We start from the raw sequence: 22,043 nt of genomic DNA on the forward strand, positions 1-22,043 counted from the left end.
GGCCAGAACGCCCCTCTCTGGTTCAAGCCCGCTCAGTGTCGGCATTCTCTGAGAAGGGCCTTCTATTTTTTATGACGCCTTCCTGACAGGTTCTACAAAGCAGATTCTATTTCGCCGTGTCGACGGCATGAGCGTGGACACCCACCTGCGCAGCCACACTCAGCGACAGGGTCAGCGCCCTGCCGCCCACCCTCATTCCCAGGGTGCCCAGGGCGACGTCCACGGCCTCCACCACCACCCCCGCGCCGGGGGTCAGGCCCGCGCCAACCAGGGCACGCAGTTGGGCAGCATCGGCATCGGGCACGCGCGCGACCACGCCGCTGTCCCCGGCAGCCAGTTGCGACAGGCGGCGCTCGGCGCGGGCAGGCAGATCGCCGTCCAGCGTGGGAATGGGGTCGCCGTGCGGATCGTGCGTGGGATCCCCCAGCCACGCGGCAATGCGGGCCTCCAGACGCTCGCTCAGGGCATGTTCCAGCCGCTCGGCCTCCTCGTGGACCTCGTCCAGCGGCACGCCCAGGGCGCGGTGGAGGAACAGTTCCAGCAGGCGGTGGTGCCTCAGCACTTCCAGCGCCACACGCTCGCCCTCGGCGGTCAGGGCCGCGCCCTGGTACGGCGCGTGCGACACCAGCCCCTGCTCGGTCAGCTTGCGGAGCATTCCGGTCACGCTGGCGGGGGCCACTTCCAACGCGTCAGCCAGGGCCTGGGTGCTGACTTTCTGGGTGCTGAACTTCTGGCCGCCCTTGCCCAGAACTTTATCGGCGTGGCCCAGCATATAAAGCTGCTTGAGATAATCCTCGGCAGAGCGCGAGAGGGGGGCGCGGGCAGTCATGGCCACAGTGTAACGGGCAGACCCTGGGAAGGGCCGGGAACTTTTTTTCATCTCGCGCCCTCTAAGGTACGAGGTGAGCTTGAATGACCCCCCGGCCTCTAACCCATTCGCCGTCCGCCCGTCCGTACAGGACACGCCGGAATCTTCTGAGCTGCACCCCACCGATCTCCAGCTTGTCCGTCAGGCCGTGCGCGACGACCACGCCTTCGAGGCGCTGGTGAGGCGGCACGCGGCGGGCGTTCACCGGCTGGCTGCCGGAATGGTGGGGCCAGGGGCGGCGGACGATGTGGTACAGGACGTGTTCATCGCCGTCCACAAAGGGCTGAAGGGATTTCGGGGAGATGCGGCCTTCAGCACCTGGCTGCACCGGATCACGCTGAACGCCTGCCATAAAGCGCTGAAAGGCAAGGGCCACCCCACCGTTTCGTTTGCCCAGACTCCCGAACCCGCCGCCCCCCACAATCCCGTCCAGGCTGGGGAACAGGCCGATCTGCGCGCCCGACTGGCCCACGCCCTGCAAACCCTGCCCGAAGACCAGTGCGAGGCCGTTTCATTGCGCGAACTGTCGGGTCTGGAGTACGCCGAGATCGCCGCCATCACGGGGGCCGAACTGGGCACGGTCAAGAGCCGCATCAACCGGGGCCGCGCCGCACTGCGGGAATACCTGATGAAAGTGGGGATCGTGCCGTGAACCCTACTCAACTTTTTCAACCAAGGACACTTCCATGAATGACCACGATCTGGACACGCTGTTTGCCCAGGCCCGCACCCCGACGCCCGCCGACGAGGGGGCCGCCGGGCGGTTTCTGAGCGGGCATCGGCAGAGACGCACCCGGCAACGCCACATCCGCGCGGGCTGGATCAGTACGCTGCTGGCCTCAGCGGCGGCGGTGGCCGGACTGACCGTGCTGCGGCCCGCACCGGAATTGCCCGCCAGCGCGGCGTATGGGGTGTACCAGAGCGCCTGGGGAGACGGCTGGTGAGGGCGCTGGTGCTGGGTCTCCTGGCCCTGTCTGGCATGGCAGGGGCCTCCGACATGGACGATCTGCTCTCGGCGCTGAAGCAGGCGCAGAGGCTGGAAGCGCGCGGCGTGGTAGAGGTCACGGTGCTGTTTCCGCCGCGCGAGTTGCCCACCAAATCAGCAAAAGCACTGCCGCGCGTGCCCTTTCGCCCCGGTCTGCTGGCACGCAATTTTGGCGTCAGCCGGGCCACCGGGGAAGCCGTAGCGGGCCGCCCCACCACCCGATTCGAGCTAACCCCGAACAACACGCAGGCCGCGCACTGGACCCTGTGGATCGATCAGGAGTGGAACATTCCGCTGGGCTACCAGGAAAGTTTCCCGGACGGTACCCTCGCCCGCCGCGCCGTGTTCCAGAAGGTGAATACGCAGCCTGCCCGGATTCAGGTTTCTCTGCCCACCCCTCCTGAGGGTCTGCGCGCCGCGCTCCTATCAGCCCTACCCGGCCTGCGCCTGTCCGCCGGGGTGCAACCGACGGCAGTCAGGAGCAGGCCGAACGGCGGACTGGAAATCAGTCTGACCGACGGCGTGAATGTCTTTGCCCTGGTCACCTCTCCCCGAGGCGTGCGCTCTGCGCCGGGCATCGCCTCACGCCGGGTGGGCACGGGCTTCGTATGGCTGGTGGGCAACCTGCCGCAAAGCGTTCTGGATCAGGCGCTGGCAAAGGTCAGCCGGGTCAATACGGCGGGGCTGGGAACTTTCCTGAAGGTGGACGCCTCTAACGCTCAGAACACCCCCACTTTGCACAAGGAGACCCCGTGAGCCTGCCCCCCTATACCCAGAAACTCAGCCCCGAAGACGCCGCGCATTTCCTGCGGCGCACCGCCTTCGGGGCCACCGACGCACAGATTCGCGCCCTGGTGGGCCAGGACGCCCGCGCCGTGGCCCAAGCTGCGCTGAAGTTCGATGCCCGCACCGCGCCTGCTCATCCTGTTCCGGGCAACCCTTTCGATCCCTCGTCCGGGGCCACGCCCGGCGCGATGCTGCAACTCACGCGCGCCGCGTGGCTGTTTGAACTGATGTACAGCCCGAATCCGCTGCGCGAGAAGCTGGCCCTGACCTGGAGTAACCACTTTGTCATCGGCACCGAGAAGGTCAAGAACCACCCGGCCCTTTCCGCCTATCTGGGGCTGCTGAGGAAGCACGCCGCCGCGCCCAGCTTCGAGGAGTTCACGCTGGCCGTCGCGCAGACCCCGGCCATGCTGCACTACCTGGACAACGACAAGAACAGGAAGGGCAAGCCCAACGAGAACTTTGCCCGCGAACTGATGGAACTGTTCACCCTGGGCATCGGTGCACCCGGCAAGCCCAATTACACCGAGCAGGATGTCCACGAGGGCGCGCGGGCGCTGACCGGCTGGTCCCTGGAGGGTGGGCGCGGTAACCCCAAAAACACCTATCTGGAAGCGGTTAAGGCCAGCTACAACCCCAAGCAGCACGACGACGGCCCGAAAACCTACCTGGGACAGACGGGCAAACTGAGCTTCGAGGACGTGATCCACACCGCCGCCACACACCCGCAGACCGCCGTCTTCGTGTCGCGCAAGCTGCACCGCGCCTTCATGGCTGACGTGCCCAACGAGAAAGGTGTGCAGGGCAGCGCCGAGACCTTCCAGCGGACGAACGGCAACATCGGCGCGGTGCTAGAGGAACTCCTCTCCAGCGCGGCCTTCTACGCCCCGCAAAACCGCGAGGCCATCATCCGGGGGCCAGTGGACTACATCGTGGGCGCAGTTCGCACGCTGGGGCAGCCGAAACTGGAGGTCAAGCAGGTGCTGAACCTGAGCCAGACCGCCGGGAAGATGGGCCAGACCCTGTTGCAACCCGACACGGTGAAGGGCTGGGACGGCGGGCGCGAGTGGATCAACGATTCCACCCTGCTGACACGCATGCAGGTGGCCGCCGCCCTCTCGCTGGGCAAGGCCGCCCCCACGCTGGACAGCGCCCCCGGCGATCTAGCCCTCTTCGGCAGCGAGAACAGTCCGGTGCAGGCGGCATTGAAAGGCTTGAATCCTAAACAACGGGTGTATCTGGCACTGGTCAGCCCCGAATTTCAACTGGCGTGAGGGACAGGTCTGAACGTCTGAAAGCCAGACCGCTTACCGCCTGCCCTATTCAGCCCTTTTAACCCTCAGACCTTTTGACCCTTAGACCCTCCGAAGGAGCTTCCACATGCCCAATAGACGTGATTTTCTGAAACTTTCCGCCCTGGCGGTGGCTGCCACCACGGGGATGCCCGGCTTTCTGGCGCGTGCGGCGGCGCAGGCGGGCGGCGACAAGACGCTGGTGGTGATCCAGTTGACGGGCGGCAACGATGGCCTGAACACCCTGATTCCCTACAGCAACGGCGCGTATTACGCCGCGCGGCCCACCATCGCCATTCCCAAAAAGGACGTGCTGACGCTGACGCCAGACCTGGGCATGCACCCTTCCCTCAAGCCGCTGATGGACCTGTGGGACGGCGGCAAGCTGGCCTGGATGGAAAACGTGGGCTACCCCAATCCCAACCGCTCACATTTCGCCAGCATGGCGATCTGGCACACCGCCGATCCCACGCAGGCGCAGGCCGACGGCTGGATCGGGCGAATGGCCGAGAAGATTGGGGACCCGTTCTGCGCCTCCAACATAGGCTCGTCCACACCACGCGCCCTTCAGGCCGACGCCTTCAGCCTGCCCAGTATCGACGGAATCGACGGTTTTCAGATCAAGCTGCCGCAGGGAGTGGACGGGGCTTTTGAAGCCATGCTCAGCGCCCCGCGCGAGGGCGAGGCCGATTACCTGCTGCGCGCCACCCGTCAGATGATGAAAAACACCGCACGGGTGCAGCAGAACGTCAAGAAGTACAAGGCGGGTGCGAGTTACCCGGACCACAAATTCGGCGCGCAACTGCGCGACACCGCCCGCCTGATCGCCGCCGGGGTGGGCCAACGCATCATCTACCTCACGCTGGGCAGTTTCGACACCCACGCCGGGCAGCGCGGCGAGCAGGACGGGTTGCTGGGCACGCTGGCGGGCGGCCTGAGCGCCTTTTACGCGGACCTTCAGAAGCAGGGGCTGGCTGACAAGGTGGTCGTGATGGGCTTTTCCGAGTTCGGGCGGCGGGTGGCCGAGAACGCCAGCGCCGGGACCGACCACGGCCAGGGCAGCGTGATGTTCGCACTTGGAAATGGCGTGAAGGGCGGCATCCACGGCAGCAGCCCGGACCTCGAAGACCTCTCGATGGGCGACATCAAATACCGCCAGGACTTCCGGGGGGTGTACGCTGAGGGCCTGCAAAAATGGCTGAATCTGGACGCCCGCAGCGTACTGGGCGGGGATTTCACGGGACCGGGATGGGTGGCCTGAGCACCAGTGGCCGCAGCGTTCGTCTGGTGGCAGGTGGGCTGGCAGCGCTGGTGATCCTCAGCCTGCCCGCCGCGCTTGCCATGCCCAGATACCGTTCCCAGGCCATCCAGCAGTTTCATTACGACGAGGGCAATCCGCTGTGGGAGCTGGACCGCCGGGTGATGGCCTGCACCTTCTGCCACGTCAATGTGGGCGGCGGCGCACCCTGGAATCCGTTTGGTGAGGCCATCCGCGCAGGTTTCAAGGCCGACGCCGAAGCGGGCCAGCAGGGCAAATTCCCTGACGTGCTGTACGCGGTGCTAAAAGCGGACGGGGACGCGGACGGCGACGGCTACCCGGACGCGCTGGAGGTCTTTGCCCACACGCTGCCCGGCGACCCAGAGAGTAAGCCCAGCAAACCTCTGGCCGACTTGAAGGCCGAGTTTGCGGTGGCGGGCGGCGTGGCGCAGTACGCGCCGAAAGTGCAGAACTCCCCGGCAACGCGGTGACGCTCAGCGAAAATCTTCATTCGGCCTCCCACCCTGGCGCTGTTCGGGACTGGCTTTTCCAACCGCCGATCCGACTTCAGAAGCGCTGCGGCGCAGTCCAGACTCAGGTTTAAGCAGAGCCGGACTGGTCTTCCCCAAGCTCACAGTCCTCATTCCCAGGGACCATGTCCCATACCCTCACCGACTTTCTGGAATCACTTCCACGTTCCGGGGTATCCTGGCCTCCTAACCATGAAAACCCCCACCATTCAGGATGTCGCCCAGCGCGCTGGCGTGGGCGTCGGTACCGTGTCGCGGGTGCTGAACAACCATGCGGCGGTCAAACCCACGACGCGCGAGACCGTGCTGAAGGCCATCGCGGACCTCGACTACACGCCCAACCCCCACGCCCGGCGCATTGCGGGCGGCAAGAGCTACACCATCAGCGTGCTGCTGCCCGTGCTGACCACCGAGTTCTATGCCCGGCTGCTGGACGGCCTGGAAACGGCCTTTCAGGAAGCGCGCTACGACGTGGCCATCTTTCCGCTGCTGGACCGCTCGCGGCTGGAGCGCTATCTGGCCTCTCACACACTGGCGTATCAGGCCGATGGGCTGGTGATGGCAACCTACAACCTGACCAAAGTGTTCCACGAGCGCAGGCTGCGGACCCAGCAGCCCACCGTGCTGGTGGACGCCTACACCGACGACGCCGACTGCTCGTATATGGACAATCTGGCCGGGGGCGTGCTGGCCGGGGAATACGCCGCCACGCTGCCGGGAACGCTGTATGCCATCTGGGTAGAGACCGAACTGGACCAGCTCTTTACCACCCGCGTTTTCGAGGACCGCCGCACTGGCTTCCATCAGGCGCTGGCCGCTGCCGGGCGCAGGGTGGAGACCGAGTACACCGCCAGTTTCGACACGCTAGCCGCCCGCAACACCGCCGCCGCGCTACTGGACGATGTACAACGCAGGGAGGGTGGTCTGCCCTGCACAGTGTTTGCCTCTGCCGATCTGCTGGCCGGAGCGCTGCTGGACGAGGCGCGGCTGCGCGGGCTGACGCCGGGTCAGGACGTGTACATCATCGGTTTCGACGATCAGCCGTGGGCCGCCGCGCGCGGCCTGACCACCCTGCACCAGCCCGTGGAGGCGATGGGCTACGAGGCTGCCCAGCTTTTGCTGTCACGCCTGAGCGGCTACCGGGGGCCAGCGCGTGCCCGCCGTTTCCAGCCACACCTGATCGTGCGGGACAGCGCGTAGAACAACCCCCCACCCTCTCCGGCAAAGAATCAGTCGAACAGTCCCGGTTGCGCCGGGAGTTCTCCCAAACTGCACAGGCCCGCCGCCGTGATCCCGGCCAGCCGCACGCCCCGGCCCGACAGCAGTTCCGGCGTCAGCGAATGTGCGGCGGCGCGGGCCAGATCGGGGGCTAGGTGAACGGGGGCACCCAGGGTGACGCGGCGGGTGATGATGGCCCGGTCACTGAACTTGAGTTTTAACACCACCGTGCGCCCGGCCAGCCCCGCCCGCTCCAGCCGCCGCTCCACCGCGTCCGCCAGCACGGGCAGACGCTCCAGCACTGGGGCCACCCCCCGCAGATCGTCGCCGTAGGTTTCCTCCGCGCCGATGCTCTTGTGGGGACGGTTTGACTCCACCGGACGGTCATCCAGACCGTGGGCGATGCGCCAGAAATGCTGCCCCACCCTGCCGAACTGGGCGGTCAGCGCTTCCGGCGAGGCGGCACGCAGATCCGCCCCAGTGTGGATTCCCCGCGCGGCCAGTTTGGCGGCGGTAGCCGGGCCGACACCGTGAAAGTCACCCACCGGCAGCGCTGCCAGCAGCCCGTCCACATCGGCAGGCAACAGCACGGTCAGGCCGTCAGGCTTGTTCATGCCGCTGGCGAGCTTGGCGAGAAACTTGTTGACACTGACCCCAGCAGTGGCGGTCAGCCCGGTTTCGGCCCGGATGTCGGCGCGAATGGCCTGCGCGATGCGGGTGGCGCTGGGACCGCCGCGCAGGGGGACCGTGACATCCAGGTACGCCTCGTCCAGCGACAGCGGCTCGATCTGGGCGGTATAGCGGGCAAATACAGCGCGAATCTGGGTGCTGACCTCGCGGTACGCCTCGAAGCGGGGCGGGACCACCAGCAGGTCTGGGCAGCGCTCCAACGCCCGGTACAGCGGCATGGCACTGCGGACGCCATAGGGCCGCGCCTCATAACTGGCGGTTAATACCACGCTGCGCCGCCCACCCCAGGCCACCGCCAGCGGACGCCCCCGCAACCGCGCATCGTCGCGCCTCTCCACTGAGGCGTAGAAGGCGTCCATGTCCACATGAATGATCTTGCGCGTGGCGGACATGACGGTATTTTACGGCAGAGACGTAACGGGATAAGCGATCATTGGCAGGAACATGCCATCCGTTCCCCGCCAGCGGCGAAAGCCGAAGCGGGGAGGCAGAAAAGTAAAAACCAACTTGCGACAGATGCTCTTTACTTCTAGAAGTATTATGCTACCGCTGGGAGGAAACCGTGACTGGACACATGAAAATCGAGTTGGCAGGTTTACTCAGGCGGCACAAAATCACGCAAAAGCAACTGGCACAGGCGGCCAGGATGCGCCCGGCCACGGTCAATGCGCTGTACAACGCCCGTGTGGAACGGGTGGAACTGAGTACGCTGGTCGATCTGGTGATCGGTCTGCGGCGGCTGGGGATTCAGGCCGATGTCGGCGATATCCTTCAGGTGATCGATGTGCCAGATGACGCGGAAGAGGCCGCCCGTGAACGCGCCCTGAGGCTGCTGGGCGGCGAACCCTGGGGCCTGAAAGTTCAAGGCTCCGCCGTGCTGGCCCCGGTGAGCGGCCCACCTATTGAAGATCTGCTGCCGGAGTTTCTGGGACCATCGCTTTGACGTTGCTCTATCTGGATACCTCAGCCCTGGCCCGCCTCTATACCGACGAACCAGACCACGAGAAAGTCCGTCTGGCACAGGTGCAGGCCAGTGGAGACATCACCCATGCCATCACTTACGTGGAGTTGCACTCGGCACTGGCAGGACGCAGGCAGCGCAAGGCCATCAGTGAACGGGCCTACCGCGCGGCCCTGCAAGACATCGGGCGCGACTGGCCGACGATCCGGCACATCAGCGTGGACGAGCAACTGTTACAGGACGCTGCCCAGCTTGCCACCTCCCACACCCTGCGCGCCTCCGACGCCGTACATCTGGCCGCAGCTCAGGCCATCGCACCGCTGGGACTCCAGTTCATGACCTTTGATCTGAAACTGCGGGTTGTGGCTGAACAGGTCTTGCCGGGTCAGGTGTGGCAACCCTGATGTGCGAATCGGACGGCAGAATCTGGCTGCATCTGGCCCTCTGACCCTAGAACCCCATCCCCCACCACGGGCGAAAGCCAAAGCGCAGGGCAGAAGCTCTAAACCTGTACGAGTGTCACCGGAATATATGCGGCATACCGGGCAAAATCCCTGTCTTTGGTCAGTACAGGCAGGCCGGAGGTCACGCTGCACGCACAGATCAGAAAGTCGGTGTTGCTGCCCTGAATCCCATTGCTTCGGCAGATGTTGAAAAACTCTGCGGCCAGTTCGTATTCCAGTGCCGATGTCGGCCAGTCGGCAAAGGGCCGGAGCGTCTGGCGAATGCGTTCAAAGACCTCCTGCCGTTTGATGCCTTGCAGAACTTCCTGACGGATACAGCCCAGCATCTGCACCCGCCCATGCTGAACCAGTTCGGCCAGCATCTGGCGTTCCGGGGAGGGTTCGCCCGTCATTTTGCGAAATGCCTCAGACCATACGTCGCTGTCCACGATTACGGCGGAACTCAAGCGCGTTTGCGTTGTTCGCGCAATTCCTCGTCGCTGAGCATGTCTTGCGGGTCTACCGTGCCGAACAGGTCAAGGATTTTAAGCTGTTCCCGGCGCTGGATGTATTCGGTCAGCGCCTCATTCACCGTCTCGCGCTTGGTGCGTTTGCCGCCCACCTGGAGGGCGCGTTCCAGCAGTTGCGGATCAATCTGAAGATTCGTCGCCATGCCCCAAGTCTACACATGGGCGTGTGTAAGATTGTTCGAGCGCAGCCGCATCCACTACCCAACCCCATTCTCCCCACCCGCTCCCACCACGGCGAAAGCCGAAGCAGGGGCTAAGGTTCTACCGAATCAATTGCACCTGGAATGGCAGGTCTGGAATCACGGCCCAGCCGCGCTCCGCCGTCAGGACGTCCATGCCCAGCGCCTCCGCCGTTCCCAGACAGCAGGCGTCGCCCAGGCTAAGGTCATACGGTGATTTGCGGGCGTAGTAGAACGCGGCTTTTTCGCGGCAAGCTGGGTCAAAGGGAATTTCTCGCAGGAAACCCATCAGAGGACCGAGCTTCATTTGCACCTGAGTTGGGGTTAATTCGCCGCGTCCCACCAGCTTTCCCTGGACTTCGGTCATGGTCACGCTACTGACCTGACAGGGTATGCGGGACACGATGTCCAGCACTTCCGCGCCACCCTCTTCTTTAAGCAGGTAAGCCAGGAGCGCACTGGCATCCAGAAGCATTACCAGCCCTTCTTCGCAGCTTCGGCGCGGCGGTCATCCAGAAGTTCCTGAGTCAGATCCACCCCAGGAGGACTTTTGAGGCTGCCGTACAACTCCAGTGCCAGCGCCCGGCGACTGGTTAGCCGGAAGCCGTGTTCCTCTCTGAGCAGGATCAGGTCATCGCCTTCCTGGACACCCAGTTCTGCGCGAACGTCCACTGGCACGACAACGCGCCCCTGCGCCTGCACTTTTAGATGGTAGGCATGAGTAGAAGTCATGCCTGAGCATAACGCTTGAGGCATGAATATAACGCAACCCCATTCCCCCGCCCGCCCCCACCACGGGCGAAAGCCGAAGCGGGGACGTGACAAAAACATTATTTTATTATCCGAAATTAAGCCGCTGATTATCTGGTATTTGACCTTAAAACCTGATCCTTAAGCGTTCTGTATAGTAAGGCTGATCCACTCGAGCCAGGCTTGAAAGTTTCTACCGTAAAATCGGCGTCATCTAAAGTTAAATTCGAGAGCAAGGTGGAAAATTCGGCTATTCTTGGAGCCAGTTTCACGTCAATCAGATTTCTAGATGATAAACCTAAAACCTCCAGAGCCTCTGGCAAGAATCGCATAAATGCCATAAAAGCATTAGTTTTACTCAAAACTGCTCCCCTAGAAATGTCATTCCAGGCCTCGGGATACCTTTCCCTAATTGAGCTGAAGTAGTTGTTGATAATTTCGGCAATCACAAAGTCCTTTTGCTCTATAAATAATTCTCGAAATATAAGATCATGATCTTTTGACGGATCAAATTTTAATTTTTTCCCACGTTTAAGATCATCTCTATCTTTTAATGGATTACGAGTAATATATTTGAGAATATTTTCGACAAAAGCTGCTTGCGTAAGAGTTTCAATAAAATTTCCATCTGTCGCAGAGCCTAATCTTTTTACTCTTCTAAAGAAAGGCGACTCTGGATCAGAATTTAACGCGACAACAATATTGTGAGCTGCTTTTTGTGGACTTCTTTGCGTTGCGTAATCAAATAAGTCATATGCTAGGCTTTTATTTACTTTTGTCTGTGCTAGATTAACAGTCGAAAAAACATATGCTTGATCAGCAACATCCATGTCTATAAATATTGTAACGGGTATCATAAATTCAGCTCCGCTATACCCTTCCAGCCCGGCCAAGCGATGCTGACCATCAATAATTCTTGCTATTTGGTTGAAATGTATTTCACTAGTATCACTATCTCCTTCATAACTTGATAATGTCATTAAGCCATCTAAAAATTTCGCACAGTTGCCATTTATGGCTATAATTATTGATGTTGGAAATGATGCATCAATAGTTTCTACATATTGCTTAATTTCCTTTACTCGTTTATTGCTTAGTGGGCGTTGAATTCCTAAATAGGTTTCAAAACCCCTTTCTTCTCCCTCTATGCGCCTAACATCAGCGTATGATATTGAGTATAATTGCTGTGCTGGGATAGCTGCGATAAAAAAACTTCCTATTGGCTGACTTATTTCAATAGCGGGAAATTCAATTGATTTTATGTTGTCGGGGTAGAGAAGCATTATTCCGACCTCCTTGATTCTAGATAAAGACTTACAAAGGTGTCTGTGTCTTGTTTGATAGCTTTGCTAGAATCTTCTAATCTTCTTTCGGGAGAGTAGAAATTTTGGAGATAAAATGTTATTAATAGCATTACAAATACCATGATAAAACAAGAAATAGAAATTTGCTTAATAATTTCAACATTTCCCCTGATATTCAATATATCTGTTCCAATGAAAACGCTTGATATCACGCCAATTGCTATACATAGCAGGCCAAAGATTAAGAAAATACCTTGCGTTTTTTTATTATTTCTAGCTTTCCAAATTATGTAAATTATAGGAGCAATTCCAGCCGCAGAGTAGCTGAACAATTCCCCCTTTTGGTAAGTTTCCGGTACATTTTTTAGAAAAGTAGTGAATACGCCAGTATCTTTTAGATTATCATTGACGTTATTAAAAGCAGAAAATAAAATTGCCCCAAGCCACAGCGGCAGAGTCGAAATAAATATATTTATTCCCCACTCTATCAAAGCTTCAAAGGCACTCGACAAATAGATGTGAGTATATTTGAATCTGGCTGTTAATTTTTGGAGTAGCGCACGAATATCCAAGTCTTTTACACTCCTTATTTGAAAATAATGACCATCTCCATGTAACGTCCCCGAAAATCTGAACTAGCTGCCAGTGTATCTCTTCTGCTAACGAGCTTTATATCGGCTATATCTTTGTATAAATATTCTATAGATTCTGTAACTGAGTGAGTCATAATAACATGAGCGCCTTTTAGTCTAGCTTCAATTAATTGACTCCGCAGTCTAAAATGTTCATCCCACCCAAATATAGTATCTTGGTACTTAACAAACTTAGTACTAAGAGAGGAGTTATGATATGGGGGGTCAACAAAGATCAAATCACCATTGTCTGCTAAAGATAGACTGTGGCTAAAATCTTGTTTAACTATATCGACTGCTCCTAAAATTTCACTAACCGCCTTAAAATTGTCTTTCCTCATTATTACGGATGTTTTAGTACCTATAGGTACGTTAAATTCTCCCTTTAGATTGACTCTATACAAGCCGTTCCAGCAAGTTCTGTTTAGGTATATAAACCAAGCGGCTTTGGAATACTTTTCCGTAGGTTTAGTTGCTCTCATCATATAATAATAGTCTTTTGAATGCATATGATGGTGATATTTTAAAATTTCTTCAACAGATTTATAATCTGATCTAATTGCAGTATATGAGTCAATTAGATCTCCATTTAAATCGGAGATTATTCCCGATTTAGGTTTAATATCAAAAAATACTGCTCCACTTCCTAAAAATGGTTCAATATATTTACCGAACTTTGTAGGAAATTGTACATTTATATTATTAACGAGCCAACTTTTCCCGCCAGCCCATTTCAAAAAAGGCGTCACCCTTTCTAGAGTAGTCATCTAACGAATGACCCGTATGTCAAACTGATCATGCTCAATTTACCCCACCCACTCCTGCAAGCTCCTAACCCCCAACTCCCCAACCCCCACCGCGCCTGCAATCGCCTTCGCCGTCCACTCAGCGGCCTCGCGCGTACTCACGATGGGAACGCCCCGTTCCAGCGCCGTTCTCAGCAGGCGGCTTTCGGTGACATCAATCAACAGATCAGGCAACTTGTCGCCGTCCTGCTCACGAATCACGCTCAGGCCCGCGCCCTCCAGCATGGCAGCCACGTTATCCAGACCGTCGCCCAGCAGCAGGGCGGTGCCGCTCAGGGGCAGGTTGTTCTTGGCCCCCAACTGCGCCCGGTAAAACGCCAGATACGGGTCCGCGTCTATGCCCATGCTCTCGCCGGTGCTTTTCATCTCCGGCCCCAGGATGGGCAACACGCCTGCGAATTTCAGAAAGGGCAGGTGAACTTCCTTGACGCTGTACATGGTGGGAACCGGGGTTTCCAGCAGGCCAATCTGCTCCAGCGTGTGGCCCACGGCAATGCGGGCGGCACTCTTGGCAAGCGGGTGGTTCACGGCCTTGCTCACAAACGGGACGGTGCGGCTGGCGCGGGGGTTGGCCTCCAGGATGTACGCCACATCGTCCTTGACCGCCCACTGCACGTTCATGAGGCCCTTCACCCCCAGCGCCAGCGCCAGCCGCTCGGTGTCGGCCTTCACGCGGGCGATCAGTTCCGGGGACAGGCTGACCGGAGGCAGCACGCAGGCGCTGTCGCCGCTGTGAATCCCGGCGGCCTCCACATGCTCCATGATCCCGGCCACCACGGCACGTTCGCCGTCGCACAAAGTATCCACGTCCAGCTCCAGCGCCCCTTCCAGAAACTGATCCAGCAGGATGCTCGGCTGTCCTTCCACGGCGGCGTACACCTCGTCCAGATAGGTGGTCAGCTCGGTCATGCTGCGAACCGTCCGCATGGCGCGGCCCCCCAGCACGTAGCTTGGGCGGGCCATGAGGGGAAAGCCCAGTTGCTCGGCCAGTGCCTGCGCCTCATTGGGAGTCTTTGCCACCAGCCCACGCGGCTGCGGCAGGCCCAGGCGTTCGCACAGCGCGTTGAAGCTGGCGCGGTCCTCGGCCTCGTCAATGGCGTCCGGGCTGGTGCCGATGATGGGTGCGCCCGCCGCTTCCAGCCGCCGCGCCAGCTTCAGCGGGGTCTGCCCGCCCAGTTGCACGATCACGCCCACGGGCTTCTCGTGGTCCACGATGTTCATCACGTCTTCAAAGGTCAGCGGCTCAAAATACAGTCGGTCTGCCGTGTCGTAGTCGGTGCTGACCGTCTCCGGGTTGGAATTGATCATGATCGTCTCGTACCCGGCGTCCTGCAAGGCCCAGACCGCGTGGACGGTGGCGTAATCAAACTCCACCCCCTGCCCGATGCGGTTGGGACCGCTGCCCAGAATGACCACCTTGGGGCGGTCCGTGGGCGTGACCTCGTCCTCCCACTCGTAGGTGCTGTAGTGGTACGGCGTGTGCGCCTCAAATTCGGCGGCGCAGGTGTCCACCGTCTTGTAGACCGGGGTGGCCTTTGCTTCCTTCCGCAGAGCGCGGACTTCCAGCTCACTCAGGCCCACGATCTCGCCGATGCGGGCGTCCGAAAAGCCCAGCCGCTTGACCTCGCGCCAGTATTCGTACTTCCACCCGGCAATCGGCCCCAGCTCCAGAATCTCGCCCTCGGCGGCCACGATCTCGTGAAGCTGGCTCAGGAACCACGGGTCAATTTTGGTGGCGTCAAACAGTTGCTCCTTCGTCTCGCCGCGCCGCAGCAATTCAATGACCGCTTCCAGTCGGCGCGGATTGGGGTAGAGGAGGCCGCGCAGCTCGTCCGGCGATAGGGCCGCGAACACCCCGCGCACATCGCTTTCCACACTTCGCATCGCCTTTTGCAGCGACTCCTTGAAGGTGCGCCCAATCGCCATGACCTCGCCCACGCTCCGCATCTGCGTTCCCAGGTGATCGGAGCTGCCGGGGAATTTCTCAAAGGCAAAGCGCGGAATCTTCGTCACCACGTAATCAATGCTGGGTTCAAAGGCGGCGGGCGTGACGCGGGTGATGTCGTTGGGCAGCTCGTCCAGCGTGTACCCCACCGCCAGCAGCGCGGCGATCTTGGCAATCGGGTAGCCGGTGGCCTTGCTCGCCAGCGCACTGGAGCGGCTCACACGCGGGTTCATCTCAATCACGATCACGCGCCCGTCCACCGGATTGACCGAGAACTGAATGTTGCTGCCGCCCGTCGCCACGCCAATCTCGCGGATAATCGCCAGCGACATATCGCGCAACCGCTGGTATTCCACGTCACTGAGGGTCTGCGCCGGGGCCACCGTGATGCTGTCACCCGTATGCACGCCCATCGGGTCAAAGTTCTCGATGCTGGTGATGATGATGACCGTGTCGGCGGTGTCGCGCATCACCTCCAGCTCGTATTCCTTCCAGCCCAGGATGCTTTCTTCCAGCAACACCGAGGTCACGGGGCTGTCACGCAGGCCGCCCTCGGTGATACTCAGAAATTCCTCGTAGGTGTGCGCGATGCCGCCCCCGGTGCCGCCCAGCGTGAAGGAGGGCCGGATCACGATGGGCAGGCCGATTTCCTTCTGGTATTCGGTGGCCTCGGCCATGCTGTGGACCATCTTGCCCTTGGCCGTGGCAATGCCGATTTTCTTCATGGCGGCCTGAAACAGTTCGCGGTCCTCGCCCTTGTTGATGGCCTCCACGCCCGCGCCAATCAGCTCCACGCCGTATTTTTCCAGCGTGCCGCGCTCATGCAGTTGCATTGCCAGGTTCAGCGCGGTCTGGCCGCCCAGCGTGGGCAGCAGGGCGTCGGGCTTTTCCTTGACGATCACCTTCTCCACAAATTCAGGGGTCAGCGGTTCCAGATACGTCGCGTCGGCCAGATCGGGATCGGTCATGATGGTCGCCGGGTTGCTGTTGACCAGCACCACGCGGTACCCCTCTTTCTTCAGGGCCTTGAGCGCCTGGGTCCCGGAATAGTCGAACTCGGCAGCCTGCCCGATCTGAATGGGGCCGCTGCCGAGAATTAGGATCGTGTGGAGGTCAGTTCGCTTGGGCATTCCAGAGAAGGAGTATGTCACGCCTCCGGGTAAGGCGGGGAGGGCATGGGTAGGTCAGGGCAGACCTTCTAGTGAATGCCCCACATGATGCCCAGCCGCCGGGGCTGCGGATCGAGATCATCGGCGGCGTCGTGCCCGCCGAGAGTGTGCAGACGCTCGATGTGGTGGGCCTGCTGCCGCCAGAGACGGTGAGAATGTCCAGCCACTTCGCTCATGCGCTTGTGGATAGAACCATTGATGGCTTTTCGGGTGGCCTGAATGACTTGTTGCCGTTGAATTTCCCTGCTGCCTGTGGGGGCATTCCACAAACCCATGACCCACCACCCGCCGATGCTGACGCGCCGCCGCGCTTCCCGCCGATCCCAGCGGGCGCGCTCATAACTGTGTTTTGCCATGTGTGGTGCGCTCCAGTCGCACTCACAACCCTGGTCCACCTGTCGTCCTCATGGCCGCAGCATAGGCCCTGTGCCGCAGGAAAGCATCTGTGGAATGGCCCATTTCTTCAGCCAGACTCTGGCTATAGGGAGACGTCCATTGCGTCAATCAGAACCGTGTCCCCAGTGGCCTACGTTCACCTGGAACCCCCGGCCCGTCTCCGTCTTACCGCAGACCCTGGCCCCGGACGACTGGCCGACTACACGTCTAGGGCATCCGCCGTGTTGCCTGACTGCGTTACCTGACTGCGCCATCTGGATCAGGGACAGGGACTTTTTCGGCTGCGGCCTGAGCATGTGGCGAACCGATATGCGATATGGGGTTCTGAACGGGGCAGAAGCGGGTTAGCCTCCGCCCCAGCTCAGTACCCCATGACCGCCTTAATCGCCTTCGCCACCCGCACGGCGTTCGGGCGATACACGTCTTCAATGGCCGTAAAGGGCGGATACGGCGCGTCAAAGCCAGTCACGCGAATGATCGGCGCACGCAGGTATTCAATGGCTTCCTCGGCAATGGTGGCGCTGATCTCGCTGTGAAAGCCTCCAGTTCGCGGAGCCTCGGTCACGACAACGACGCGGCCCGTCTTCTGCACGCTGGCCAGGATGGTATCGGTGTCCAGCGGCACCAGGGTCCGCAGGTCAATGACCTCCACGCCAATTCCGGCACTCTGGGCGGCGGCGGCGGCTTTCTGCGCGACCTCCACCATGCCGCCGTAGCAGATCACGGTCACGTCGTCGCCCTCGGTCACAATGCGTGCCTTGCCCAGCGGAATGCGGTAATCACCGACTGGCACCTCTTCCTTGACGCTGCGGTAGAGCTTGATGGCCTCGAAGAAGAACACCGGATCCGGGTCATGAATGGCCGAGAGCAGCAGGCCCTTTGCGTCGGCGGGGGTGCTGGGAATGACCACCTTGATGCCGGGGGTGTGCGCCAGAATGGCTTCGGGGCTGTCGGCGTGCTGCTCGGGAGTATGCACGCCGCCGCCGTAGGGCGCGCGGACCACCATCGGCAGGTGGTAGCGGCTGCGGGTGCGGTGGCGGTAGCGCCCCAGATGCGACAGAACCTGATCCAGCGCCGGGTACAGAAAGCCCGCGAACTGGATTTCGGCCACCGGCTTCAACCCGGCCAGCCCCATGCCAATGCCCATGCCCACGATGGCGGCCTCGGCCAGCGGGGTGTCAAACACGCGGTCCACGCCGTACTTGGCCTGCAAGCCGTCTGTGGCGCGGAACACGCCGCCCATCACGCCCACGTCCTCACCGAAGATGTGGACGGTGTCGTCCCCCTCCAGCGCCAGATCCAGCGCGTTGGTGATGGCAGCGATCATGGTCATGGTTTTGGTGTCTGTTCTTGGCGCGGTGGCGGTCATGCGTTATCCTTGTTCGAGTCCTGCTCGCTCAGAATCTGCTCGCGCTGCCGCTTCAACTGCGGCGTCGGCTCGGCGAACACATGGTCCAGAATCTCGGCGGGTTCGGGGTCCGGGTAGCTGTCGGCTTCCTTCAGGGCGGCCTCGAATTCGTCGGCCACCTCTTTCAGGAGCGCGGCCTCAGATTCCTTGGTCATCAAGCCCTCGTTCAGCAGGTGAGTCCGTAATCTCAGCACTGGGTCCTTGGCGTCCCAGCCCTCGTTGTCGGCGTCGGTGCGGTAACGGCTGGGATCGTCGGCCACGGTATGCGGCTTGACGCGGTAGGTCACGGTCTCGATCAGGGTTGGCCCATCGCCTCTGCGGGCACGCTCCACGGCCTCGCGGGTCACGTGGTACGTCGCCAGCACGTCATTGCCGTCCACGCGCACGCCGGGAATGCCGTAGCCCTCGGCCCGCTTTGAAAGGTTGGTGGCCTTGGTCTGCGAACGCGTCGGCACGCTGATGGCCCAACCGTTGTTCTGGAGGATGAACACGCACGGAGCTTCCAGCGCCCCGGCGAAGTTCAGCGCCTCGTGAAAGTCGCCCTCGCTGCTGCCGCCGTCGCCGATGTAGGCCATCGCCACGTTTTTCGTTCCCTTGCGCTTCTCGGCCAGCGCCGCGCCCACCGCGTGCGGGTACTGGGTGGCAATCGGGATGTAGAAGGGCAACACTTTCAGGTTCTCGGGCATGGCCCAGCCGTGCGGCGAGGTCCGCCAGTACGCCAGTGCCCGCGCAATGGGCAGGCCGAGGGTCAGGGCCGCGCCCGTATCGCGGTAGGTGGGAAACAGCCAGTCGTCGGCGGTCAGGGCGGCGGCGGTGCCCACCTGACTGGCCTCCATCCCTCCAAAGGGCGGAAAGACACCCAGGCGGCCCTGGCGGTACAGCACCCAGCCGCGCTCGTCAAAATGCCGCGCCCGGCGCATCTCGCGGTACAGGCGCAGGCGGGTTTCGGGGTCCGGCAATTCACCCGCACCTGTGCTGGTGCCGTCCGGGGCGATCAGTTGGAACATGTCCCCGGCCTGCTCGTAGGCGGCGGCAGCAGCGTCAAACGCGGCGTCGGTGGGATTGGGTTCGGGTTGAGGTTTGGGCCTTGACTGTTTTGGTTTGGACTGTTTGGATTCAGATGCGGAACGGGTCATGCAACCTCCGGTGGGGCGTGGGGACGAAGGAGAAAGGCCGCCCGGACATACTGGGGCGGCGCGCACGATAAGCGTTAAGGCGCGCGGCGCTGGTTGAGCAGGCGGCTGAGCTTGTGGGCTGTGGGCTTGGCAGGCGAGTACATCGGCAGAAAGCTCCAGTGGGAAAGACTTCGGTGCGCTCAGCCTAGCAGATGACCCCGGCGGCACCGAATGTTTCAGCGCCCACACGAGGTCAGGAAAAACAGAAAAAGAGACCCCACAGGGCCTCCTCTCAATTTCAATTTCAGATTGTCAGGATGCTCAGTCGCGTTCCAGCTTGATCTCCACGCCCTTGCCCTTGCGCTCTACCTTCAGTGAAGCCTCGTCGTCGCCCCGGCGGTAGTCGCTCTCGATCTTGTCGTTCTTGATCTTCAGCTTGGTCTGCACGTAGCCCTCGGCCTTCAGGCGCGCGGCGTAGCTGTCGTGCAGGGCGCGCAGGTCAGAGGGAGCGCTGACCACGGTCTGCCACTTGCGGGCGTTGCCCCAGGGGTTGCCGGGCTGCGTGGGCAGGGCAGGAACCGCCGCGCCCGTGCGGGCCACCACCTGGTAGAACGCCGTGGCGCTGTCCCAGGTGTTCTGCGGAACGGGGGTCACCACGATGCTCAGCGCCTGCGCCAGCCCCTGCTGACCCTTGACGTTCACGTCCGCAAAGCTGTTCTGCCCGCTCTTGAAGGTGGCGATCTGCTTCAGGTCCAGTTCGGTCTTGCTCGCCAGCGCCAGCACCTTGTTCAGGCCGTAGGGCGCGGCGATGTCGAAGGTGAAGGGATCGCCCGCCGCCGGAAACACCTTGACTGCATTGGCCTTCAGAAAGTTCGCGCCGCCCTGGTATTTGTTGGGCAGAATCAGGTCCACCTGACCGTTCGGGTCCACGTTGAACAGGTACACGTAGGCGTCCTGAGACACGCTGGCGTACAGGCGAATCCGCTCGCCGGGGGCGTAGGACGGCGTGCGTGTGCCGCTGGTGTCGCGGTCCGTCCAGACCTTGACATCCACCGTGGTCTGCACCGGATTGACGATGATGCTCTGCGCGCTGATCTTGGGTGCGGCCAGGGCTGGACCGCTGAGGCCAGCCGCCAGCGCAACGCTGAGGCCGAGGGCGATCTTGACCAGTGTTGACTTAGACAGTGTTGATTTGATGGGCAAGGGGAAAGTTTTCATACCCTGAGTGTCGGACGCGGTGATGATCCGGGGCTGACCTGCGCGGTCATCTGGCGCACACCATGTCGTGGCGGGTCAAAGGGAACGGGGCCAGACAGTGTCGTGAATGCGGCCCGGTTGCTGAAAAGTGGCTTGGCTTTCCACTGACGCGTGCCTCAGCAAAACTCTATGAATGGGTGCGGCAGATCCGCCTCTTGCCCCCGACCTACGGCCCCCGCAGACATGCGCTGGAGATTGATCCAGAATATTTGTCAAAAAAGCTGTTCAATTTTGACCGAACGGGCGGGCAAGCGTCCTCTCTACGAGCTGTAACAGTCATGGTCGTCTGTTCTGCCCAGGACAGTGAGTGAATTTCGCTGAGTATCTGGGACTGGTACAGCTCCGAAGGAGAGAATGGAAGCATCAGGAGTCTCTTTTCCTGGCGCTGTACTTCGGACAGGTGCCCTAATTCACGTCGGCAACGTCGGCCAGCAGTTCGGCCAGTTGTTCCTTGGCGCGGAAGACCCGGCTCTTGGCCGTGCCCACCGCCACACCCTGAATGCGGGCGATGTCCTCGTAGGGCATGTCCTCCACGAAGCGCAGCACCACGGCCTCGCGGTAATCGTCGGGCAGCTTCAGCAGGGCGCGCTGCACGCGGTCCTGGGCGTCGGCACTCTCGGCGGCGCGCACCGGGGAACGCGCCTCAGAGGTGACCTCGAAACCGATGTCCTCGCGCGCCTGCTCCAGACTGAAGCGCTGCAACTGCTTGCGGCGGTGGGACTCGATCTGGGTGTTGCGCGCCACCTGATACAGCCACGGCAGCACCCGCTCGCCGGGCCGGAAGGTGCGGATGCTGCGCCACGCGCGGTAAAAAACTTCCTGCGTCAGGTCCAGGGCGTCGTCGGGATTGCCCTCCAGGCGGTATAGATACCCGTACATGCGGCCCTCGTACTCCTGCACGAAGGCGTACCACGTGGCCTCGTCACCCGCCGTCAGCCGGGAAAGCAACTCCGGCGAGACGACATCAGGGGCGGCGACAGGTGGAGCGGCAGGATCGGGCGGCGAGGTCACGTCCCTCACACCATACCGTCCTGGCGGGCGGCGGCGCGTCCTCCTTCTGGACGGTGTGGCTGCGGGGGCCGCCTCCAAGCCGGGTCCAGGGCATTCGCGCTAGGATGCCGCACTGAAAGGCCCCGTGATGACTGCGACTTCAACCCCCATACCCCCCACCGACCCCGGCTTCCTTGACGCCCTGCGCCCTCTGCTGCCCGAGCTGAGCGTGGGCGCGCTGCTGGGTTTTGCCACCGCGCTGGCCGTGAAAGCCGTGGGGCGTTTTGTGCTGATCATCGTGGGCCTGCTGTTCATCGCACTGCAACTGCTGGCGTATTTCGACATCGTCACCATCAACTGGTTGCACCTGCAATCGGTGGCTGAACCCGCGCTGAAGCAGGGGGGCGAGCAGGGGGCCGCGTGGTTTCAGCGCGTGTTGCTGGCGAACCTGCCTTTCGCCGGGGCGTTCACGGCGGGCTTTTTACTGGGACTGCGAATACGGATTTAGGCGCACGCGCAGTCAGGTTCGGC

At 61.0% G+C, this 22,043-nt stretch carries 26 protein-coding genes; 11 read left to right on the forward strand and 15 right to left on the reverse strand.

Annotation, left to right across the window (positions count from 1 at the left end; genetic code table 11):
- Positions 1-106: 106 nt before the first annotated feature.
- A complete protein-coding gene (locus DAAJ005_RS14825; protein ID WP_151847782.1) occupies positions 107-829 on the reverse strand; it encodes a metal-dependent transcriptional regulator in 723 nt (240 codons plus the stop codon).
- 79 nt (positions 830-908) lie between these two features.
- Here DAAJ005_RS14825 and DAAJ005_RS14830 point away from each other — a divergent pair, with 79 nt between their 5' ends.
- From DAAJ005_RS14830 to DAAJ005_RS14860, 7 genes are all read left to right on the forward strand, one after another.
- Positions 909-1,520 (forward strand): RNA polymerase sigma factor, encoded by a 612-nt coding sequence (locus DAAJ005_RS14830; protein WP_370519726.1) that lies wholly within the window; start codon positions 909-911, stop codon positions 1,518-1,520.
- 34 nt (positions 1,521-1,554) lie between these two features.
- A complete protein-coding gene (locus DAAJ005_RS14835) occupies positions 1,555-1,812 on the forward strand; it encodes a hypothetical protein (protein WP_151847783.1) in 258 nt (85 codons plus the stop codon).
- A gap of 8 nt (positions 1,813-1,820) precedes the next feature.
- Complete coding sequence (locus DAAJ005_RS14840; protein WP_226342455.1) at positions 1,821-2,609, forward strand: transcriptional regulator; 789 nt, start codon at positions 1,821-1,823, stop codon at positions 2,607-2,609.
- Positions 2,606-3,913 carry a DUF1800 family protein gene (locus tag DAAJ005_RS14845; protein ID WP_151847784.1) on the forward strand — a complete coding sequence of 436 codons (1,308 nt, stop codon included), beginning with the start codon at positions 2,606-2,608 and terminating at the stop codon, positions 3,911-3,913. Before DAAJ005_RS14840 ends, DAAJ005_RS14845 begins: the two co-directional genes overlap by 4 nt.
- Positions 3,914-4,019: 106 nt before the next feature.
- Positions 4,020-5,192 (forward strand): DUF1501 domain-containing protein, encoded by a 1,173-nt coding sequence (locus tag DAAJ005_RS14850; RefSeq protein ID WP_151847785.1) that lies wholly within the window; start codon positions 4,020-4,022, stop codon positions 5,190-5,192.
- On the forward strand, positions 5,180-5,680 hold the full coding sequence (locus DAAJ005_RS14855; RefSeq protein ID WP_226342456.1) for a hypothetical protein: 501 nt from the start codon (positions 5,180-5,182) through the stop codon (positions 5,678-5,680). The genes DAAJ005_RS14850 and DAAJ005_RS14855 overlap by 13 nt, the downstream gene beginning before the upstream one ends.
- Positions 5,681-5,911: 231 nt before the next feature.
- Complete coding sequence (locus DAAJ005_RS14860; RefSeq protein ID WP_151847786.1) at positions 5,912-6,919, forward strand: LacI family DNA-binding transcriptional regulator; 1,008 nt, start codon at positions 5,912-5,914, stop codon at positions 6,917-6,919.
- 29 nt (positions 6,920-6,948) lie between these two features.
- Here the strand turns inward: DAAJ005_RS14860 and dinB are convergent, their stop codons facing one another.
- Complete coding sequence (gene dinB, locus DAAJ005_RS14865; protein ID WP_151847787.1) at positions 6,949-8,019, reverse strand: DNA polymerase IV; 1,071 nt, start codon at positions 8,017-8,019, stop codon at positions 6,949-6,951.
- Between the two features lie 170 nt (positions 8,020-8,189).
- On the opposite strand from dinB, the gene DAAJ005_RS14870 reads away from it, so the two are divergent.
- Together DAAJ005_RS14870 and DAAJ005_RS14875 are read left to right on the forward strand one after the other, a co-directional pair.
- On the forward strand, positions 8,190-8,570 hold the full coding sequence (locus tag DAAJ005_RS14870) for a helix-turn-helix transcriptional regulator (protein ID WP_151847788.1): 381 nt from the start codon (positions 8,190-8,192) through the stop codon (positions 8,568-8,570).
- Complete coding sequence (locus tag DAAJ005_RS14875) at positions 8,567-8,992, forward strand: type II toxin-antitoxin system VapC family toxin (RefSeq protein ID WP_151847789.1); 426 nt, start codon at positions 8,567-8,569, stop codon at positions 8,990-8,992. Before DAAJ005_RS14870 ends, DAAJ005_RS14875 begins: the two co-directional genes overlap by 4 nt.
- 98 nt (positions 8,993-9,090) lie before the next feature.
- On the opposite strand, the gene DAAJ005_RS14880 is transcribed toward DAAJ005_RS14875, so the two are convergent.
- From DAAJ005_RS14880 to DAAJ005_RS14920, 9 genes are all read right to left on the reverse strand, one after another.
- A complete protein-coding gene (locus DAAJ005_RS14880) occupies positions 9,091-9,444 on the reverse strand; it encodes a PIN domain-containing protein (protein ID WP_151847790.1) in 354 nt (117 codons plus the stop codon).
- Between the two features lie 50 nt (positions 9,445-9,494).
- Complete coding sequence (locus tag DAAJ005_RS14885) at positions 9,495-9,704, reverse strand: type II toxin-antitoxin system VapB family antitoxin (RefSeq protein ID WP_151847791.1); 210 nt, start codon at positions 9,702-9,704, stop codon at positions 9,495-9,497.
- 118 nt (positions 9,705-9,822) lie between these two features.
- Positions 9,823-10,215 (reverse strand): PIN domain-containing protein, encoded by a 393-nt coding sequence (locus DAAJ005_RS14890; RefSeq protein ID WP_151847792.1) that lies wholly within the window; start codon positions 10,213-10,215, stop codon positions 9,823-9,825.
- Positions 10,215-10,472: an AbrB/MazE/SpoVT family DNA-binding domain-containing protein gene (locus tag DAAJ005_RS14895; RefSeq protein WP_151847793.1), complete on the reverse strand. Its 258-nt coding sequence runs from the start codon at positions 10,470-10,472 to the stop codon at positions 10,215-10,217. The genes DAAJ005_RS14890 and DAAJ005_RS14895 overlap by 1 nt, the downstream gene beginning before the upstream one ends.
- 128 nt (positions 10,473-10,600) lie before the next feature.
- Positions 10,601-11,773: a DGQHR domain-containing protein gene (locus tag DAAJ005_RS14900; protein WP_151847794.1), complete on the reverse strand. Its 1,173-nt coding sequence runs from the start codon at positions 11,771-11,773 to the stop codon at positions 10,601-10,603.
- Positions 11,773-12,306 carry a hypothetical protein gene (locus DAAJ005_RS14905; RefSeq protein ID WP_151847795.1) on the reverse strand — a complete coding sequence of 178 codons (534 nt, stop codon included), beginning with the start codon at positions 12,304-12,306 and terminating at the stop codon, positions 11,773-11,775. The genes DAAJ005_RS14900 and DAAJ005_RS14905 overlap by 1 nt, the downstream gene beginning before the upstream one ends.
- Before the next feature lie 74 nt (positions 12,307-12,380).
- Positions 12,381-13,175: a Dam family site-specific DNA-(adenine-N6)-methyltransferase gene (locus DAAJ005_RS14910; protein WP_192930790.1), complete on the reverse strand. Its 795-nt coding sequence runs from the start codon at positions 13,173-13,175 to the stop codon at positions 12,381-12,383.
- A 57-nt stretch (positions 13,176-13,232) separates the two neighbouring features.
- On the reverse strand, positions 13,233-16,307 hold the full coding sequence (gene carB, locus DAAJ005_RS14915) for a carbamoyl-phosphate synthase large subunit (RefSeq protein ID WP_151847797.1): 3,075 nt from the start codon (positions 16,305-16,307) through the stop codon (positions 13,233-13,235).
- Between the two features lie 68 nt (positions 16,308-16,375).
- Positions 16,376-16,702, reverse strand: coding sequence for a hypothetical protein (locus tag DAAJ005_RS14920; protein WP_151847798.1), 327 nt, complete (start codon positions 16,700-16,702; stop codon positions 16,376-16,378).
- Positions 16,703-16,796: 94 nt separating this feature from the next.
- On the opposite strand from DAAJ005_RS14920, the gene DAAJ005_RS19455 reads away from it, so the two are divergent.
- Complete coding sequence (locus DAAJ005_RS19455) at positions 16,797-17,090, forward strand: PIN domain-containing protein (RefSeq protein ID WP_370519826.1); 294 nt, start codon at positions 16,797-16,799, stop codon at positions 17,088-17,090.
- A gap of 13 nt (positions 17,091-17,103) precedes the next feature.
- Here the strand turns inward: DAAJ005_RS19455 and DAAJ005_RS14925 are convergent, their stop codons facing one another.
- From DAAJ005_RS14925 to DAAJ005_RS14940, 4 genes are all read right to left on the reverse strand, one after another.
- Positions 17,104-18,111, reverse strand: a complete 1,008-nt coding sequence (locus DAAJ005_RS14925) for an alpha-ketoacid dehydrogenase subunit beta (RefSeq protein ID WP_151847799.1) — start codon at positions 18,109-18,111, stop codon at positions 17,104-17,106.
- On the reverse strand, positions 18,108-19,157 hold the full coding sequence (pdhA, locus tag DAAJ005_RS14930) for a pyruvate dehydrogenase (acetyl-transferring) E1 component subunit alpha (RefSeq protein WP_151848594.1): 1,050 nt from the start codon (positions 19,155-19,157) through the stop codon (positions 18,108-18,110). Before pdhA ends, DAAJ005_RS14925 begins: the two co-directional genes overlap by 4 nt.
- A 429-nt stretch (positions 19,158-19,586) precedes the next feature.
- On the reverse strand, positions 19,587-20,483 hold the full coding sequence (locus DAAJ005_RS14935; RefSeq protein ID WP_151847800.1) for a DUF4384 domain-containing protein: 897 nt from the start codon (positions 20,481-20,483) through the stop codon (positions 19,587-19,589).
- Between the two features lie 444 nt (positions 20,484-20,927).
- Positions 20,928-21,533 carry a sigma-70 family RNA polymerase sigma factor gene (locus DAAJ005_RS14940; RefSeq protein WP_192930969.1) on the reverse strand — a complete coding sequence of 202 codons (606 nt, stop codon included), beginning with the start codon at positions 21,531-21,533 and terminating at the stop codon, positions 20,928-20,930.
- Positions 21,534-21,660: 127 nt separating this feature from the next.
- Here DAAJ005_RS14940 and DAAJ005_RS14945 point away from each other — a divergent pair, with 127 nt between their 5' ends.
- Positions 21,661-22,020, forward strand: coding sequence for an FUN14 domain-containing protein (locus tag DAAJ005_RS14945; RefSeq protein ID WP_151847802.1), 360 nt, complete (start codon positions 21,661-21,663; stop codon positions 22,018-22,020).
- The last annotated feature ends 23 nt before the right edge of the window (positions 22,021-22,043 follow it).

Origin of the sequence: Deinococcus sp. AJ005 (assembly GCF_009017495.1) — a bacterium.
Lineage (GTDB): Bacteria > Deinococcota > Deinococci > Deinococcales > Deinococcaceae > Deinococcus.

What these genes read in the sequence shown, in the direction of transcription:
- DAAJ005_RS14825 (WP_151847782.1), bottom strand. Translation starts at nt 829, where the DNA reads ATGACTGCCCGCGCCCCCCTCTCGCGCTCTGCCGAGGATTATCTCAAG.
- DAAJ005_RS14835 (WP_151847783.1), top strand. Translation starts at nt 1,555, where the DNA reads ATGAATGACCACGATCTGGACACGCTGTTTGCCCAGGCCCGCACCCCG.
- DAAJ005_RS14850 (WP_151847785.1), top strand. Translation starts at nt 4,020, where the DNA reads ATGCCCAATAGACGTGATTTTCTGAAACTTTCCGCCCTGGCGGTGGCT.
- DAAJ005_RS14855 (WP_226342456.1), top strand. Translation starts at nt 5,180, where the DNA reads ATGGGTGGCCTGAGCACCAGTGGCCGCAGCGTTCGTCTGGTGGCAGGT.
- DAAJ005_RS14860 (WP_151847786.1), top strand. Translation starts at nt 5,912, where the DNA reads ATGAAAACCCCCACCATTCAGGATGTCGCCCAGCGCGCTGGCGTGGGC.
- dinB (WP_151847787.1), bottom strand. Translation starts at nt 8,019, where the DNA reads ATGTCCGCCACGCGCAAGATCATTCATGTGGACATGGACGCCTTCTAC.
- DAAJ005_RS14880 (WP_151847790.1), bottom strand. Translation starts at nt 9,444, where the DNA reads ATGACGGGCGAACCCTCCCCGGAACGCCAGATGCTGGCCGAACTGGTT.
- DAAJ005_RS14885 (WP_151847791.1), bottom strand. Translation starts at nt 9,704, where the DNA reads ATGGCGACGAATCTTCAGATTGATCCGCAACTGCTGGAACGCGCCCTC.
- DAAJ005_RS14890 (WP_151847792.1), bottom strand. Translation starts at nt 10,215, where the DNA reads ATGCTTCTGGATGCCAGTGCGCTCCTGGCTTACCTGCTTAAAGAAGAG.
- DAAJ005_RS14895 (WP_151847793.1), bottom strand. Translation starts at nt 10,472, where the DNA reads ATGACTTCTACTCATGCCTACCATCTAAAAGTGCAGGCGCAGGGGCGC.
- DAAJ005_RS14900 (WP_151847794.1), bottom strand. Translation starts at nt 11,773, where the DNA reads ATGCTTCTCTACCCCGACAACATAAAATCAATTGAATTTCCCGCTATT.
- carB (WP_151847797.1), bottom strand. Translation starts at nt 16,307, where the DNA reads ATGCCCAAGCGAACTGACCTCCACACGATCCTAATTCTCGGCAGCGGC.
- DAAJ005_RS14920 (WP_151847798.1), bottom strand. Translation starts at nt 16,702, where the DNA reads ATGGCAAAACACAGTTATGAGCGCGCCCGCTGGGATCGGCGGGAAGCG.
- DAAJ005_RS19455 (WP_370519826.1), top strand. Translation starts at nt 16,797, where the DNA reads ATGGCCCATTTCTTCAGCCAGACTCTGGCTATAGGGAGACGTCCATTG.
- DAAJ005_RS14925 (WP_151847799.1), bottom strand. Translation starts at nt 18,111, where the DNA reads ATGACCGCCACCGCGCCAAGAACAGACACCAAAACCATGACCATGATC.
- pdhA (WP_151848594.1), bottom strand. Translation starts at nt 19,157, where the DNA reads ATGTTCCAACTGATCGCCCCGGACGGCACCAGCACAGGTGCGGGTGAA.
- DAAJ005_RS14935 (WP_151847800.1), bottom strand. Translation starts at nt 20,483, where the DNA reads ATGAAAACTTTCCCCTTGCCCATCAAATCAACACTGTCTAAGTCAACA.
- DAAJ005_RS14945 (WP_151847802.1), top strand. Translation starts at nt 21,661, where the DNA reads ATGACTGCGACTTCAACCCCCATACCCCCCACCGACCCCGGCTTCCTT.